Raw genomic sequence first — 18,421 nt, forward strand, 5'->3', positions numbered from 1 at the left:
TATTTTTAATTTTTGTTCCTCATAGACAGACCACGATCTTAGTCAGATGAAAAAATAGAGTCTTTCTATCTAAAATTTTCTTTTCAGAATTGTCTTTTTAGGGGCTACTTCTCTCATAGTTTTGCTATCTCTTAAGGTTAATTGAAGCTTGCTTTAATCTTCAAAAGCCTTTGAAGATAAGCACTTGAAGGAGTTTGAGAAGCAAAAAAACTCTATTTAGGACCTTACATATGGTGTAAGGTCTCATTTTTACAAATCAAAGTTAATAATAGGAAGCGTCCGGCAGAGATTCATGAAAATAAGATGACTTTTTCCTATTTGTAATTTGTCTGAATATATCATAGAGTAGAGAAAACAATAGAAAAAAAGGATGATTGTTATAGATGGAAAATAAGGTACGTTTTAAACTACATAAGGTTAAGAAAAACTGGGTAACTATCGGGGTGACTACCCTCTCAATGGTTGCCTTGGCGGGTGGAAGCCTCCTAGCTCAAGGAAAAGTAGAAGCCGATGAGACGAGCGCACCTAATGGTGACGGCTTGCAGCAACTGAGTGAGGATGGTACTGCCAGTCTAGTGACGACAACAACTGTTACTGAGCAAGCTAGTGCTCAAGCAAGTGTGGCAGCAGTAGCAACAGCCAGCGTAAGTCACGAAACAAGCTCTCAGGCGACGACAAGTGCGGTCGCTCAAGAGGCAACTGCTCAAGCACAAAGCAGTCAAGTTATCGATCAAGAAGTGGCAGTTTCTTCGCAAACTCAAGCTAGTGCCCAAGAGACACTGACTACGGAACAGGTCTCACAAGGTCAGGCAACAACACAGGCAACTGTTCAAGAAAGATCACAGTCAGATACGCCGAGTAATCAGGTAGGACAATCGGAATCTTCAGTTACTCCTAGCCACAAAGCAACTCGCAGTGGTGGGCGTCGTGTAGCAACGTCGCATGCAACAGCTAAAGCAAACAGTCAAAATCAGAAAAAGACTGAGGTTCAAACCAGCCAAAGAATTGAGACTGAAAGTGTGCAAACAAGTGCTCAGTCTACTCCAAGTGTGACAGAACAAGCAAGACCTAGAGTCTTGACCAATGCTGCACCATCAATCGCCACACGCGCTGCTGATAGCACTATTCGTATCAATGCCAACCGCAACACTAACATTACGATTACGGCCAGCGGTACGACACCAAATGTAACCATTATCACAGGGCCAAACACTCCTAAGCCAAACGTGACGGTGACAAGTCCAAATGGCACAAAACCCAATGTGACCATTGTAACGCAGCCAAATCAACCCAATAAACCTGTTCAACCAAGTCAACCGTCTCAACCTAACAAGCCGGTCCAACCAAATCAGCCAAGTCTTGACTATAAACCAGTAGCTTCGAATTTGAAGATTATTGATGGCAAGCAGTACTATGTTGAAAATGGCGTTGTGAAAAAGAACGCAGCCATTGAACTTGATGGGCGTCTTTATTATTTCGATGAGACTGGGGCTATGGTAGATCAAAGTAAACCTTTGTATCGTGCCGATGCCATTCCAAATAACTCTATCAATGCGGTTTACAACCAAGCCTACGACACATCAAGCAAGAGTTTCGAACACTTGGACAATTTCTTGACGGCTGATAGTTGGTACCGTCCAAAACAGATATTGAAGGATGGAAAAAATTGGACAGCTTCAACTGAGAAAGATTATCGTCCCCTTTTGATGACTTGGTGGCCAGACAAGGTGACACAGGTCAACTACCTCAACTATATGAGTCAACAAGGTTTTAGTGATAAGACCTATACGACAGATATGATGAGTTACGACTTAGCATCTGCTGCTGACTTGATTCAAGTTAAAATCGAGGAACGTATCGGTCGTGAGGGCAATACCACTTGGCTTCGTCAGTTGATGTCAGACTTCATCAAAACACAGCCTGGCTGGAACTCTGAGAGTGAGGACAATCTTTTAGTTGGTAAGGACCACTTGCAAGGAGGCGCTCTGACCTTCCTCAATAATAGTAGGACAAGTCATGCCAATTCAGATTTCCGTCTCATGAACCGCACACCGACTAACCAAACAGGGACACGCAAATACCATATCGACCGTTCAAATGGTGGTTACGAGTTGCTCTTGGCTAACGATATCGACAACTCTAACCCAGCTGTTCAGGCTGAGCAACTAAACTGGCTCCACTACATCATGAACATTGGTTCTATCCTTGGCAATGATCCAAGCGCCAACTTTGACGGTGTTCGTATCGATGCGGTGGACAATGTGGATGCGGACCTCTTGCAGATTGCTTCTGACTACTTCAAGGAAAAATACCGTGTAGCTGATAATGAAGCCAACGCTATTGCTCACTTGTCAATCCTTGAAGCTTGGTCCTACAACGACCATCAATACAACAAGGATACCAAGGGTGCTCAGTTGTCCATTGACAATCCGCTACGTGAAACGCTTTTGACGACTTTTTTGCGTAAGAGCAATTACCGTGGCAGCTTGGAGCGTGTGATTACTAACTCTCTTAACAACCGTTCAAGTGAGCAGAAACACACACCTCGTGATGCCAACTACATTTTCGTGCGTGCCCATGATAGTGAAGTGCAAGCTGTTTTGGCTAATATCATCAGTAAGCAGATTAATCCAAAAACAGATGGTTTCACCTTCACCATGGATGAGCTCAAACAGGCCTTCGAAATCTACAATGCGGACATGCGCAAGGCTGATAAAAAGTACACTCAGTACAATATCCCAGCTGCCTATGCCACAATGTTGACCAACAAGGACAGTATCACTCGTGTTTACTACGGTGATCTTTTTACCGACGATGGCCAATACATGGCTGAAAAATCACCATACTATAATGCCATTGATGCTCTGCTCCGTGCTCGCATCAAATATGTAGCAGGTGGCCAAGACATGAAGGTTACTAAGCATAACGGCTATGAAATCATGTCATCTGTGCGTTATGGTAAGGGTGCAGAAGAAGTTAATCAGCTTGGTACTGCTGAAACACGTAACCAAGGAATGCTGGTCCTCACAGCCAATCGTCCAGATATGAAATTGGGAGCAAATGACCGTCTGGTGGTTAATATGGGATCTGCCCACAAAAATCAAGCCTATCGTCCATTACTTCTCAGCAAATCGACAGGGCTTGCGACCTACTTCAAGGATTCTGATGTCCCAGCTGGATTGGTTCGCTATACGGACAATCAAGGGAACTTGACCTTCACGGCAGACGATATTACTGGTCATTCAACTGTTGAAGTTTCAGGCTATTTAGCGGTTTGGGTGCCAGTAGGTGCTTCAGAAAACCAAGATGCCCGCACCAAGGCTTCGACGACTAAGAAGGGTGAGCAGGTCTTTGAATCCTCAGCAGCTCTCGACTCACAGGTCATCTATGAAGGCTTCTCAAACTTCCAAGACTTCGTTAAGACCCCAAGTCAGTATACCAACCATGTCATTGCACAAAACGCCAAACTCTTCAAAGAGTGGGGAATTACTTCCTTTGAATTTGCGCCACAATACGTGTCTAGCCAAGACGGCACTTTCTTAGATTCTATCATTGAAAATGGCTATGCCTTCGAAGACCGTTACGATATTGCCATGAGCAAGAACAACAAATACGGTTCGCTCAAAGACCTCATGGATGCCCTTCGTGCCCTTCACGCTGAAGGTATCTCAGCCATTGCTGACTGGGTTCCAGACCAAATTTACAACCTTCCTGGAAAAGAAGTGGTAACAGCCTCACGTACCAACAGCTACGGGACACCACGTCCAAATGCTGAAATCTACAATAGTCTCTACGCAGCTAAAACACGTACCTTTGGAAATGACTTCCAAGGCAAGTATGGTGGTGCCTTCCTTGATGAGTTGAAAGCTAAATACCCTGCAATCTTTGAGCGCGTGCAGATTTCAAACGGCCGTAAATTGACAACCAATGAGAAAATCACGCAATGGTCAGCCAAGTATTTCAATGGAAGCAATATCCAAGGTACTGGGGCTCGCTATGTCTTGCAAGATAATGCTACAAATCAATACTTCAGCCTTAAAGCAGGTCAAACCTTCCTTCCTAAACAAATGACTGAAATCACAGCAACTGGTTTCCGTAGGGTGGGAGACAAGGTCCAATACTTCTCAACGAGTGGCTACCTTGCCAAGAACACCTTCATTCAAGTCGGTGCTAACCAGTGGTATTACTTTGATAAGAACGGCAACATGGTCACAGGTGAACAGGTCATTGATGGCAAGAAATACTTCTTCCTAGACAATGGTCTCCAGCTACGTCATGTCCTTCGCCAAGGCAGTGATGGTCACGTCTATTACTACGATCCTAAAGGGGTTCAGGCCTTTAATGGATTCTATGACTTTGCGGGTCCTCGCCAAGATGTTCGCTATTTCGATGGCAACGGTCAAATGTATCGTGGCCTCCACGACATGTATGGCACAACCTTCTATTTTGATGAAAAGACTGGTATTCAAGCCAAAGACAAGTTCATCCGCTTTGCAGACGGCCGCACGCGTTACTTCATCCCAGATACAGGAAATCTCGCGGTCAACCGATTTGCGCAAAATCCTGAGAACAAGGCTTGGTATTACCTCGATAGCAACGGTTATGCCGTGACAGGACTCCAAACCATTAACGGTAAGCAGTATTACTTTGACAATGAAGGCCGTCAGGTTAAGGGACACTTTGTCACAATCAATAACCAACGTTACTTCCTTGATGGTGATAGCGGTGAAATTGCTCGCTCACGCTTTGTGACGGAAAACAACAAGTGGTACTATGTCGATGGCAATGGTAAACTGGTTAAAGGTGCTCAGGTCATCAACGGTAATCACTATTATTTCAACAATGATTATAGTCAAGTCAAGGGTGCCTGGGCCAACGGCCGTTACTATGATGGTGACTCAGGTCAGGCCGTAACCAACCGCTTTGTCCAAGTTGGTGCCAACAAATGGGCTTACCTCAACCAAAATGGTCAAAAGGTAGTTGGTCTTCAACATATTAATGGTAAACTTTACTACTTTGAAGGTAACGGTGTCCAAGCTAAAGGGAAACTTCTGACATACAGAGGCAAGAAATACTACTTTGATGCCAATAGTGGTGAAGCCGTAACCAATCGCTTTATCCAAGTTTCTCGCGGTGTTTGGTATTGCTTTAACGCCTCAGGCCAAGCTGTAACCGGAGAACAAGTCATCAACGGTCAACACCTCTACTTTGACGCTTCTGGCCGTCAGGTCAAAGGCCGTTACGTTTGGGTTAAAGGCCAACGTCGTTACTATGACGCCAATACTGGAGCTTGGGTCAGAAAACGATAAGGGGCAGAAGAAAATGTGATTTTGGGACTATCCTAGATGCTTTTGGATTAAAATTCAGTAGGTACCTTCCCAGTCTCACCACTTTTAAGCACTTGAAACATTTTGTTTCAAGTGCTTTTCTTTATTACTATCTCTTGATATGCCAAGCAGATTGTAAGCAAACAATGAGTTTGATTAATAGATTCCTCAATAAACTGCTTACTTTAGCTTTAAATTATGCTCAGTCCTTTAATGAAGGAAGAGCTAAAACGGCTAAACATCGGAATTTCTGTGTACTTTTTAAAAAATCTGAACGTTTTTTGGAAACGATTTCTAACATATAAAAGGCTTAACCATGTATCTTAGACTTGTTTTTTGAAATCTATTATGGGCATAAGGTTAGTCTTATGAGACTAGAGTTATGCATCTGTAATTGTATTCGTTTCCAAAATCCCTTAACATAGAATAGAGAAATAAAGTTATATTGAAAGGTGTATGTTATGGAAAAGAAAGTTGGGTTTAAGTTGCACAAGGTCAAGAAAAACTGGGTGACTATTGGAGTTAGTACGCTGTCGATGGTTGCACTTGCGGGTGGAGCCCTTTTGGCAGACCAATCGGCACAAGCAGATGAAGTGTCACTTCCTAATGGTGATGGTTTTGAACAAACAGATGCAGGCATTGAGTCAAGTGCATCATTGATTAATGAAAGCTATTCACCAACCTTAACAGAAGGTGCTACTTATGTGTCAGCAGTGCCATCTAACTATGCAAGTCAAACGAGTACAGGCTACGAGTCTTCATCATCTGTTTCAACAGGAGGCTCATCTCAGACTGTAGTTGGTGGTGGATCTGGTCAAGTGAGTTCATCACAAACTTCACAAGTCGTAGGAACACAAAACTCTAATTCATCACAAACGGGTTCTGCTTACCAATCAAGTAGCAGCTCGGCATCAGTAAGTGCTAGTGCGTCAAGTTCTTCAAGCTCATCAAGTTCAGCTTGGTATTCTTACTCGTCGTCATCATCATGGTCATCATCATCGTCAGCTAGCGGTTTTGCGACAATTACGACGAGTTCGTCTGACTCAAACGGCATTCATTGGAATGGTGGTCGAAATACGACGATTACCATCACGGCTTCAGGAACTACGCCGAATGTTACTATCGTTTCGAATTCTAATAAACTGTTTCCAAACATATCAGTAGGGCATTCGAATGGTTCAAATGCTAATGTCACTATCATTTCACAAGGTAACCAGCAAAATAACTCAGGTTACCAAATCATCTCAGGTGAGACTAAACCAAGTGTTGATTCGAACAATGCTAAGTCTTCATTTATCCGTGTAGGCGAAAATCAATGGTATTATTACGATCAATATGGTCAAAAGGTCAAAGGTGAAAAGGTTATCGATGGTAAGGCTTATTACTTCCTTGAAAATGGTCTTCAAGCTCGTGACTCACTTGTTAAAGGTAGCGATGGTTACACCTATTACTATGATAAAAATGGTGTGAAAGCTATCAACGGCTTCTACGATTTTGCTGGTTACCGTAAAGATGTTCGCTATTTCGATTGTTATGGTCACATGGCTACTGGTCTCCTTGAAATGGGTAGCACAACCTTCTACTTTGATACACAAACAGGTATCCAAGCTAAAGACAAATTTATTCGCTTCTCAGATGGCCGTATCCGTTACTTCATCCCTGATACTGGTAATATGGCTGTAAATACCTTTGTTCAAAATAAAGAAAACCAAGCTTGGTACTACCTTGATGAACATGGTTACGCTGTGACAGGAAAACGTATCATCAATGGTAAAGAATACTGCTTTGACTCAGAAGGCCGTCAAATCAAAGGTCAGATGATGCAACAAGGCAACAAGCAATACTACATTTCTGCCCAAACAGGTGAAATGGCTGTGTCACGCTTTATCTTTGAAAACAACAACTGGTATTATGCGGATGCTTTTGGTTGCCTCGTTCAAGGTGCCAAAGTGATTGATGGTAAACTCTATTACTTCAACAAAGACCATAGCCAGCTAAAAGGTGGCTGGGCTGAAGGACGTTACTATGATGCCGTCACTGGTCAAGCAGTCATCAACCAATTCATTCAAATGGCGGCTAACCAATGGGCTTACCTTAACCAAGATGGTCACAAAGTGACAGGTCTTCAAAATATTAACAATAAAGTTTACTACTTTGGTAGCAATGGTGCTCAAGTCAAAGGTAAATTGCTTACTGTCCAAGGTAAGAAATGTTACTTTGATGCCCACACTGGTGAGCAAGTGGTAAACCGCTTTGTCGAAGCTGGACGTGGCTGCTGGTATTACTTCAACGCAGCAGGTCAAGCAGTGACTGGACAACAGGTCATCAATGGCAAACAGCTTTACTTTGACGGTTCAGGTCGTCAAGTGAAAGGACGTTATGTTTATGTTGGTGGCAAACGCCTCTTCTGCGATGCTAAAACTGGTGAATTGAGACAGCGTCGCTAATTACTATGTACTTTAAAAATCTAGAGCTAATTTTTCCTTTTCCTATCTAAATTATTATTATTTTCCTATCATAACTCTAGGTGATTAAATAGATGAAAAAACCAGCGTTTGCTGGTTTTTTTTGAGTTGTTTTAGAGAAACTGTCAGTGTACACCCAGATGCTTTTTCACACTTAAATCCTAATAATTTTGTCCCTCTCATATTCGCAAGGAGGAGCTATAGCCGTGTTATAATGGGTATTATATTTGCATGTAGGAAAAAAGAGTTAGAGGTAGTTATGGGGAACCATCTTCGTTAAGCTCTAGGTGTAACTGACTTCTTAAAGGAGAGAAATTATGGTTATCTTGGCTTGGATTATCATTGTCATATTATTTCTTTTAATTTCGAATTATTACTTTTATAAAACAGACTTCAGAAAACGAAAATACCCATTACTCTATGCCATTATTGAAACCATAGCTGATTTGTTCACTAGGTAATATCTCTAACCCAAGCCTTTATTTCATCTTAGAAATGAAGGTTTTTTTATTTAAAAATAAATTAATATTGTAGGATGATTCTATCGTCTAAAAAAGTCTAAATCCTAACGATTTTAGTTGGTTTTATGTTATCCTTAGTGCATTTGTTCACAAGGGGCATTTATTAGGCAGATTATTAAAGGACGTTTTCTGAGAAAACGAAGGTAGATACATTAAGCTGACATTATAGTTGTGTAATTGTATTCCCTTGTCAAATAGCTTATGATAGAAGTAATATAAGGGAAAAAGGTAAATATTATGGAACAAAAAGTACGCTTTAAAATGCATAAAGTGAAGAAGAATTGGGTGACTATTGGGGTGACAGCACTCTCAATGGTTACTGTTGCTGGTGGAACTTTGTTGGCGGATCAACAGGTTCAGGCCGATGAGCAAAATCCTGCGAATCAGTCGGGTGATAGCAGTCAGAATCTGCTTCAAGAAACGCCAGCTACAACTAATGATGCAGCAACTACAGTAGCACCAACTATCTCAGCAGATGCTAATACTGCGAGCGTGGCTATTCCTGTCGCAGATGCGACTAGCACGACAACCGATGTTACAGATAGGGCAGCGGCACCTGCTGCAAACGCAGCGACAGTGGAAACTAACTCAGGTCAAGCATCACCAAGTACAAATGTGCAAGCAGCTGCAGCTGATACGAGTGCCACAACAACTGATACAAATACAAATACTAACGCTGCAGTAACTGGAACGGATCGTGCAACAGCTACTACAGACCGTGCAGCAACAACTGATACGGCAAATACAGAAGCTCGTACACGTAGCCGTCGTGCCTTGGCAGAAACTCGTGAAGCCAACACAAACACAGCGACTGGTATCCAATGGATTAACGGCAAACAATACTATGTCAATAGTGACGGTAGTGTGCGTAAGAACTTCGTCTTTGAGCAAGATGGTAAGTCATATTATTTTGATGCTGAAACAGGGGCTCTTGCGACCAAGTCACAGGATGAATTTTCAACTAAACCTATCAAGGCGACCGTAGATTTTTCATCTGGAAATCAGCTCTACAAAAACGATAACAAATCTTTGGACCAACTGGACACCTTCATCACAGCAGATGCTTGGTACCGTCCAAAGAGTATTCTCAAGGATGGTAAGACTTGGACAGCTTCAACTGAAGCGGACAAACGTCCACTCTTGATGGTTTGGTGGCCTGACAAATCGACTCAGGTTAACTACCTAAACTACATGCAAAATCAAGGTCTTGGTGCAGGATCATTTTCAACCAACTCTAGCCAGGAAAGTCTAAATCTAGCTGCTAAAGCGGTTCAGACTAAGATTGAAGAACGTATTGCGCGTGAAGGCAATACCAACTGGTTGCGTACAAGTATTGATCAGTTTATCAAGACTCAGCCTGGTTGGAATAGTAGCACTGAAAATAGTTCATACGACCATTTGCAAGGTGGACAGTTGCTCTTTAACAACAGTAAGGGTGATACTGGTAACCGTACTAGCTACGCCAACTCTGATTATCGTCTACTTAACCGCACACCTACTAACCAGACGGGTACACGTAAGTACTTCAAGGACAATTCTATCGGTGGTCTTGAGTTCTTGCTTGCCAACGATATTGATAACTCAAACCCAGCTGTTCAGGCGGAGCAACTTAACTGGCTCCACTTCATGATGAATATCGGAAGTATCATGGCCAATGACCCAACTGCTAACTTTGACGGTTTGCGTGTCGATGCCTTGGACAATGTGGATGCTGACCTTCTCCAAATCGCTTCTGATTACTTCAAAGTAGCCTATGGTGTTGACAAGTCTGAAGCCAATGCGATCAAACACTTGTCATACTTGGAAGCTTGGTCTGCCAACGACCCATATTACAACAAGGACAATAAGGGGGCACAACTGCCGATTGATAATGCCCTTCGTAATGCTCTTACCAACCTTTTGATGCGTGATAAAAATACACGTATGCAGCTTGGGGACATGACTGCTTTTATGAATAGTAGTTTGAATCCACGTGGTGCTAACGATAAGAACGGTGAACGTATGGCCAACTATATTTTCACCCGTGCCCACGATACGGAAGCGCAAACCATTATCCAACGTATCATTCGTGATCGTATCAATCCAAATCTGTTTGGTTACAATTTCACCCGTGATGAAATCAAGAAGGCCTTCGAGATTTACAATGAGGATATTGATAAGGCTCATAAAACTTATGCGTCTTACAACTTGCCATCTGTCTATGCCCTCATGTTGACCAACAAGGACTCTGTAACACGTGTTTATTACGGTGACCTCTACCGTGAGGATGGTCACTACATGGCGAAAAAGACGCCTTACTTTGATGCTATCGACACCCTCTTGCGTGCCCGTATCAAGTATGTAGCTGGTGGTCAAGACATGGAAGTGAAGAAAGTCGGAAATGACGGCCTCTTGACATCAGTTCGTTATGGTAAAGGTGCCAATAACAGAACTGATTGGGGAACTGCTGAAACCCGTACGCAAGGGATGGGTGTCATCATGACCAACAACTATGATTTCCGATTGGGTAGCAATGAAACCGTAACGATGAACATGGGTAGAGCTCACCGTAATCAGCTTTATCGCCCATTACTTTTGACAACAAAAGATGGTATAGCAACCTACCTCAACGATTCTGATGTGCCTAAAAACCTTCTTAAACGTACCGACTGGAATGGGAACTTGACCTTCAATGCCAACGATATTTTTGGTGTGGAAAATGTGCAAGTATCAGGTTACCTCGGTGTCTGGGTACCAGTCGGGGCTAAGGCTAACCAAGACGCACGTACACAGCCAAGTAACCGTGCCAATAGAGATGGTCAAGTTTACAAGTCTTCAGCAGCCCTTGATTCGCAAGTCATGTATGAAGCCTTCTCAAACTTCCAAGCTTTTGCGGACGATCAGCCAGAACTCTATATGAACCGTGTCTTGGCTAAGAACACTAATTTGCTCAAAGCTTGGGGTGTTACGTCTGTTGGACTTCCACCACAGTACGTTTCAAGTAAGGATGGTACCTTCCTTGATTCAACAATTGACAATGGTTATGCCTTTGATGACCGTTATGACATGGCCTTGAGTCAAAATAACAAGTATGGCTCACTTGAGGACCTCCTTAATGTCCTTCGTGCTCTCCACAAAGATGGTATTCAAGCCATTGCTGACTGGGTGCCAGACCAAATTTATAACCTTCCAGGAAAAGAAGTAGTTAATGCCACACGTGTTAACGGCTACGGTTATCACCAACAAGGTTATCAAATTGTGGACCAAGCCTATGTGGCAAATACCCGCACAGATGGCACAGACTATCAAGGCAAGTACGGTGGTGCCTTCCTTGATGAGCTGAAAGCTAAGTACCCATCTATTTTCAACCGTGTGCAAATCTCAAATGGTAAGCAATTGCCTACGAATGAAAAGATTACCAAATGGTCTGCTAAGTACTTCAACGGAACTAACATCCTTGGACGAGGCATCAACTTTGTCCTTCGTGATGACAAGACCAACCAGTACTTTAATACTTCAGCCAACGGCCAACTCTTGCCAACACCACTTCGTGACACAGGTGCCATTACAAGCACTCAAGTCTTCCAACGTCGTGGACAAGATGTTTACTTCCTTCGTGATAACCAAGCCGTTAAGAATGAATTTGTTCAAGACGGTAATGGTAACTGGTATTACTTCGGTGCTGACGGTAAGATGACCAAGGGTGCCCAAAACATCAATAGCAAGGATTACTATTTCTTTGACAATGGTATCCAATTGCGTAATGCTCTTCGTCGTGCTAGCAACGGCTATACTTACTATTACGGTCTAGACGGTGCTATGGTTAAGAATGCCTTCGTTGATTTTGATGACAAACGTAAGCAAGTCCGTGCCTTTACAACACAAGGAACCATGGTAGTGGGTAACCTTCATTGGAGTGGTCACCATTTCTACTTTGACCGTGAAACTGGTCTTCAGGCTAAGGATCGGATTGTCCGTACTGATGATGGCAAATTGCATTACTATGCTGCCCAAACAGGTGATATGGGACGCAATGTCTTTGCGACAGATAGTAGCACTGGTAAACGTTATTACTTCGATGCTGATGGTAACACTGTGACTGGTTCACGTGTCATTGACGGTAAGACTTATTACTTTAATCAAGATGGTAGTGTCGGTACGGCCTACAGCAACCGAGCTGATTCTATTATCTTTGAAAATGGTAAGGCTCGCTACATCACACCAGCAGGTGAAATCGGACGTAGCATCTTTGTCTATAACCCAGCAACTAAGTCATGGAACTACTTTGATAAAGAAGGTAACCGTGTCACTGGACGTCAATACATTGATGGTCACCTCTATTACTTCAAGGAAGATGGTAGCCAAGCTAAGGGCGAAATTATCGAAGAAAATGGCATCAAATATTATTATGAGCCAGAATCAGGTATTCTTGCTAGCGGACGCTACCTCCAAGTAGGTGATGACCAGTGGATGTACTTCAAACAAGACGGTTCACTGGCAATCGGCCAAGTTCGTGCTGATCATGGATACCTTAAGTACTTTGATAAAAATGGTATCCAAGTCAAGGGTAAAACCATTGTTGAAGATGGTAAGACTTATTACTATGATGCCCACAGTGGAGCTCTTGTCACAAGCAGCTTTGCTGAGATTGCACCAAACCAATGGTCTTACTTCAATACTGATGGCCAAGCCCTTAAAGGCAAGTGGACTATCAATGGCAAGGAATACTACTTTGACCAAAATGGTATCCAATACAAGGGCAAAGCCGTTAAGGTCGGTAGTCGTTACAAGTACTATGACGAAAACGACGGTCAACCTGTAACCAACCGCTTTGCTCAAATCGAGCCAAACGTTTGGGCTTATTTCGGAGCTGATGGCTATGCCGTAACAGGCGAACAAGTCATCAATGGCCAACACCTTTACTTTGACCAATCAGGTCGCCAAGTTAAAGGTGCCTACGTCACAGTCAACGGCCAACGCCGTTACTACGATGCCAACACCGGCGAATATATCCCAGGAAGATAAGCAGTAGTAGCCCGTGTGAATGGCCAGAGAACACACAGTCGAGAATGAGGGAAAATTCTCAAGAAGAAAGATCGTGAAAACGGTCTTTTTTTGTACTCCTATTTCGATTTTCTTCGAAATAGTCTTGACAGTGCTTTAGGAAAAGCGTATAATCTATTTCGAAAAATATAGAAATAGGTGTTCTTACCAATATAGCATTCCTATCCCGTCTCAATGAAAGAATAAATCAAATGGAAACATTCCTTTTTATGACAATTCTTGCCATGTTAGTTATCGCCATCATAAGTTTTATCGTTCTGAAGAAAAAATGGCAATTTTCAATCAAGCTCTTTTTAGTAGGTCTGATTGGTTTTGCCTTACCTGTCATGATGATTGAAGGACCTATCAATGCTGTGGTTTTTTCTGGCTTTGTCCACTCTTCTAAATGGTTGACCATTATTTATGGAGGACTTATGGCTGGCCTTGTCGAAGAAACAACACGTTATGTGGTGTTTAAGGTCCTTGCTAAGAAAAGAAGTTTGATGACATCTGATATTGTTGCCTACGGTTTTGGACATGGACTTAGTGAATTTATTTTGCTTGGAGTGATGGGGTTACTCACTTACATCATTGTTTTACAGGCCATCCATTCAGGTCAGACCAGTCAATTGCCGTCACTTCTTGTGAGTCAGGTCAACCAACTAACTGGATTTGCAGTTGTTATGTCTCTTTTTGAAAGATTAGTTGCATTGCTACTACAAGTCTTGCTTACAGCTTGGGATTTTTTAGCAGTCACTAAGCATAAGCTTTCATTCTATTTATGGGCGATATTACTTCATGCTACCATCGATTTTTTGGCAGGTGCTTATCAACAAGGGATAGTCAGAAATATCTTATTAATCGAAGTCATGTTAGCTATTTATGTGCTAGGTGTCGGACTTGTGACACGCCAAATTTGGAAAAAGGAGGAAACTCATGGGCTTATCTGAAACCTTAAAAGCCATCTCTGCCCCCGTGAGGAGAGAAATTTTAGACTATCTAAAGTCTGGGCCCAAGTCAGCAGGTGAAATTAGCCAGCAGTTTGACTTGGCTCCCGCAACAGTTTCTCATCATTTGTCTACCTTGAGAAAAGCAGGACTTATTGAAGAAGAAAAGCAGAAGAATTTTATTTACTATAGTTTGAACTTAACCGTTTTTGAAGAAATTTTAACGTGGATTCAGTCACTTGGAGGAAAAGAAGATGAAAAATAATATGCAAAGAGTCATTGGCAATCTAGTAATACTCACACCGGTTATTGTCGGACTAGTCTTTTACAATCAACTCCCAAATCGGGTGGCTATCCACTTTAATGTGGAAGAACAAGCCAATGGTTTTATGAATCGCAATCTAGCAATAGTTGTCCTTCCTTTTATTGCTCTTGCCATTTATAATCTCTTATTTTCATATTTTAAACAAATAACCATTTCATTCTTAAAAGAGTTTATGTTATGGCTTATTCCGATTTCTGCAGTTATCATTCAAGGTCTCGTATTGACTGTTGCCATGGGCGGACATGTCCAAGTTCGATTGACTGTCATTTGGTTAGTAGCACTCATTTTTCTAGTAATAGGAAATTATCTTCCTAAAAGTATTGGTCTAGCTACTAAAAATCACAGTGAGAGCAGTAACTCAGTAGCGAGAAAGTTAGGTTACCTAATGGTTGCGATGAGTCTTGTCCTACTAATCAGCCTATACTTTAACCCCTATATTACAATTATTATTTTAGGTGTTTTTGTTGTTCTCATCTGGAGTGTCTTGTTACCCAATTTTCGCAGTTTAAGAAAGTAATCGTTTGCTTACTTCTTTTTGTCTGTTGGTGCTAAATTTGGATTATTTGTGGCAGAAGGATATTTTTGTTCTTGAATTTGATATGCTAGATGTGTATAATGATGTCACAGCGAACTATTAAAAGAGGTCGTTGCTCATGACAACACAAACAATTAACCAATTTAATTCACTTGCTCGACCTAATCTTGCTACAGGTTATAGGAGGTAATCTAGATGACAAAAAGTAACAACAACCAAATTACGGATATCTTAAACAATATCTACAATCTTATTATAAATCCAGAAACAACTGAAAATGAGAGAGAGTTGCTCGTAACGTTTAAAAATGAAATAGAAGTTGGAAAGAAGGATAATGACGAACTTCTAGCAGAATTATGTAGAGCTATTCAGGCTCTAGCAGTCAGCAATCTTTCTAAAGGGATTTCTCTGAGTTCTGGAGTGAGTGACTTGAGTAAGACGCTCACAGAATTCCAAGAAAAATCAGAGCGTAACATTAATCTAGCAAGAGGATTAACATCACTCGGCAGTTTGTCTTTTAAATGATTTATCTGCTTGTGATGATTAGTAAAATGACCAAAAAGATCAACTGAATTCAACCTGCTAAGTTGGATTTAGTTGATCTTTTATTGTTCTTATCTTGAGTATCTTGTTACCCAATTTTCGCTATTTAAGAAAATAAAGAGGAGTAATCGACTGATTACTTCTTTTTGTCTCCCAAAAACATCTTGCTAAAACCAGTGTTCTAATGATATAATACAAGTGTATTAATCTAATTTTCTAAGGAGTATCTATGAAAAAGCGTAAGAAAATTATTCTTAGTTCCATAACGGGAGCCTTGGCCTTGGCTCTTGCAGGAGGTGGTTTTTGGGCCTATAAAACCTTTGTCCCTCAAGAGACACCGATTGACAAGAATGCTACGGTAGCCTCAAATTTTTACCAAGCTGTTAACAAGGACTGGCTGCTAAAAACCAAAATTCCTGCTGATTCTCCAAGCATTGATAATTTTTATACTTTAGATGAAGATATCAAAGGAAAGCTAAAGAAGGATATCAAAAATTTAGGGGAGGGCAAGGAAACGTCAGATATTACAGGGATGTCTGAGTTTATCACTTTCTACAAGGCTGCTAGTGATTACAAGCAGCGTGAGAAGGATGGCCTTGAACCTCTCAAACCTTATCTAAAAGAAATTGAGGATATCAAGGATCTGAATGATTTGGCCAGTAAATCTGCTAGCTTGACTGATAAAGGGATTCCTCTTCCATTTGGTTATGACGTAGGAACTAACGCAGAGAATACCAGCCAAAAACAAATCCAATTGAGTCCTCCAAGTATTTTATTGCCAGATGTGTCTATTTATAAAGACGAGGCCAGCAAGAAACAATATTTGACTCCAATCGAGACAGCCACGCAAAAAGCCTTGGAAATGCTTGGATATAGTGAAAAAAATAGTAAACGCATTGTCAAAGAAGCACTGGAGTTCGACGAAATAATTGCTAAGTACAGTCTCAGTAATGAAGAGATGTCTGAGAGTAAGAATTTGGTTCATCCTAAAACGGCAGAAGAGATTAATGCCTACTCTGGTTCCTTCAAATTATATGATGTCATCAAAGGCATTATGGGACGTGATTTAGAAACCATCAATGTCCCTAATACCAAGTATTTTGAGAATTATAGTAAGGTCGTTAATCAGGACAATTTTTCTAAAATCAAATCATGGATGTTGGTGCAAGAAGCTATGGCAGCGTCAAATTCTCTGACAGAAGATTATCGCTTGAATTTTGAATCGATTAGCATGGCTATTATGGGCACACAGAAGCCAGTTTCTAAGGAAGATTCGGTTTACGAGATGAGTGTCCATCTGTTTAGTGATGTCATGAGTGTCTATTATGGACGTAAATACTTTGGTGAGGAAGCAAAGACTGATGTGACAGGCATGATTGATAGAATCAAAAATGTCTATCGTGGCCGTCTCCAAAAGAATAATTGGTTGACGGAAGGCACACGCAACAAGGCTATCGAAAAGTTGGATAAAATGAAGGTTTTCGTAGGTTATCAGGAAGATGTCGATCCTGGTACTAAGGAACTACATCTTGACCCAAACAAGTCCTTCTTTGAACTGTCAGAAGACATTGCCCAGTTCGGAAAACGTTATACCATTGATCATTTTGATGAGCCTATTGATAAGAATAAATGGTCTGGATCAGCTTTTGATATCAATGCCTATTACAACCCAGAAAGCAATAGTATCAACTTCCCGGCTGGTATTTTGCAAGCGCCGTTTTATGACAAGAACCAAAGTACTGAAAAGAACTATGGTGGTATCGGTGTCGTGATTGGACATGAAATTACCCATGCCTTTGACTCCAATGGTGCCGACTATGATGAGAACGGCGACATGCACAATTGGTGGACAAAAGCTGATAGCAAAGCTTTTGACAAGAGAATCAAAGCCTTTGAAGACCAGTGGAATGGTTTGGAAATTTACGGGACTAAGGTAAATGGAAAACTCACAGTCACTGAGAATGTCGCAGATGCTGGCGGTCTCTCATCCACACTACAAGTTCTCAAAACAGATATGACAAAACCTAACCTCAAGGATTACTTTGAGAACTACGCAGATATCTGGAAACAAAAGGCCAGCCTACAGTACAATAAATATACCATGGTACAAGACGTCCACGCACCAAATGAGTTGCGTGTAAACCAACAACTTAAAAACCTTCCTGAGTTTTATGAGGCCTACCCTCAGATTAAGGAAGGAGACGCCATGTATCTAGCACCAAGCAAACGCATTAGTTTGTGGTAAGATGTGTTGATATTTTGTAAATCAACAAGAAGAGAATTTGGAATGGAAACATCCCAGGTTCTCTTTTTATGTTGTCACTTTGGAGAATCATTTTCTAGTGTTATAATGTTACTATTAAGGAAAGGATTCAAGAATGATGCATAAAAGGAATCTGATAGAAGATAATAAAAGAGGTGAGAATCAGAGCTTTCTCTACTTCCTACACGAGGAGAAAAAATTTGACGTAAAAGCACTTGATGATTTGTGTCACTACATCATAGAACTGGATACAATCAGTCTCGAGGAGCTGAGAGATATCCATTATATTGAAAATCAAATACTACGCCATCTCGTGTATCATTTTGATGATAATGATCTAAGTAAGATTTCAAATCTCCCTTTTGAGTATTGGGAGTATATAGAGCCCTTTGAACGTTTGGTGGCATGTTTGTATGAGGGTGATGGTGAGGAAGAATAGTTGTTCTTATATTAGTTTTAACTTAGTAGACCAT

9 protein-coding genes are annotated in these 18,421 nt (G+C 41.4%); all 9 read left to right on the plus strand.

Annotation, left to right across the window (positions count from 1 at the left end; all coding sequences use genetic code 11):
- Nucleotides 1–383 precede the first annotated feature (383 nt).
- The 9 genes from H7U04_RS00130 to H7U04_RS00170 all read left to right on the plus strand — a co-directional run bounded on the left by H7U04_RS00130 (nucleotide 384) and on the right by H7U04_RS00170 (nucleotide 18,387).
- On the plus strand, nucleotides 384–5,309 hold the full coding sequence (locus H7U04_RS00130; protein WP_073951071.1) for a glycoside hydrolase family 70 protein: 4,926 nt from the start codon (nucleotides 384–386) through the stop codon (nucleotides 5,307–5,309).
- A gap of 479 nt (nucleotides 5,310–5,788) precedes the next feature.
- Nucleotides 5,789–7,774, plus strand: a complete 1,986-nt coding sequence (locus H7U04_RS00135) for a KxYKxGKxW signal peptide domain-containing protein (protein WP_037601148.1) — start codon at nucleotides 5,789–5,791, stop codon at nucleotides 7,772–7,774.
- A gap of 776 nt (nucleotides 7,775–8,550) precedes the next feature.
- Complete coding sequence (locus H7U04_RS00140; protein WP_110981510.1) at nucleotides 8,551–13,317, plus strand: glycoside hydrolase family 70 protein; 4,767 nt, start codon at nucleotides 8,551–8,553, stop codon at nucleotides 13,315–13,317.
- A 230-nt stretch (nucleotides 13,318–13,547) separates the two neighbouring features.
- The gene (locus H7U04_RS00145) at nucleotides 13,548–14,285 is read left to right on the plus strand and encodes a YhfC family glutamic-type intramembrane protease (RefSeq protein WP_110981509.1); all 738 of its coding nucleotides are present in this window, start codon (nucleotides 13,548–13,550) and stop codon (nucleotides 14,283–14,285) included.
- Nucleotides 14,272–14,547: an autorepressor SdpR family transcription factor gene (locus H7U04_RS00150; protein ID WP_002891308.1), complete on the plus strand. Its 276-nt coding sequence runs from the start codon at nucleotides 14,272–14,274 to the stop codon at nucleotides 14,545–14,547. Before H7U04_RS00145 ends, H7U04_RS00150 begins: the two co-directional genes overlap by 14 nt.
- Nucleotides 14,537–15,124 (plus strand): DUF1648 domain-containing protein, encoded by a 588-nt coding sequence (locus H7U04_RS00155; protein ID WP_064525405.1) that lies wholly within the window; start codon nucleotides 14,537–14,539, stop codon nucleotides 15,122–15,124. The genes H7U04_RS00150 and H7U04_RS00155 overlap by 11 nt, the downstream gene beginning before the upstream one ends.
- A gap of 213 nt (nucleotides 15,125–15,337) precedes the next feature.
- Entirely contained in the window at nucleotides 15,338–15,667 is a 330-nt protein-coding gene (locus tag H7U04_RS00160; RefSeq protein WP_201042832.1) for a bacteriocin immunity protein, read from the plus strand.
- Between the two features lie 247 nt (nucleotides 15,668–15,914).
- Nucleotides 15,915–17,930, plus strand: coding sequence for a M13 family metallopeptidase (locus H7U04_RS00165; protein WP_201059199.1), 2,016 nt, complete (start codon nucleotides 15,915–15,917; stop codon nucleotides 17,928–17,930).
- Nucleotides 17,931–18,063: 133 nt separating this feature from the next.
- Complete coding sequence (locus tag H7U04_RS00170; protein WP_080978413.1) at nucleotides 18,064–18,387, plus strand: hypothetical protein; 324 nt, start codon at nucleotides 18,064–18,066, stop codon at nucleotides 18,385–18,387.
- Nucleotides 18,388–18,421: the final 34 nt, after the last annotated feature.

The organism is Streptococcus sp. 22.1, from assembly GCF_016648645.1.
GTDB lineage: Bacteria > Bacillota > Bacilli > Lactobacillales > Streptococcaceae > Streptococcus.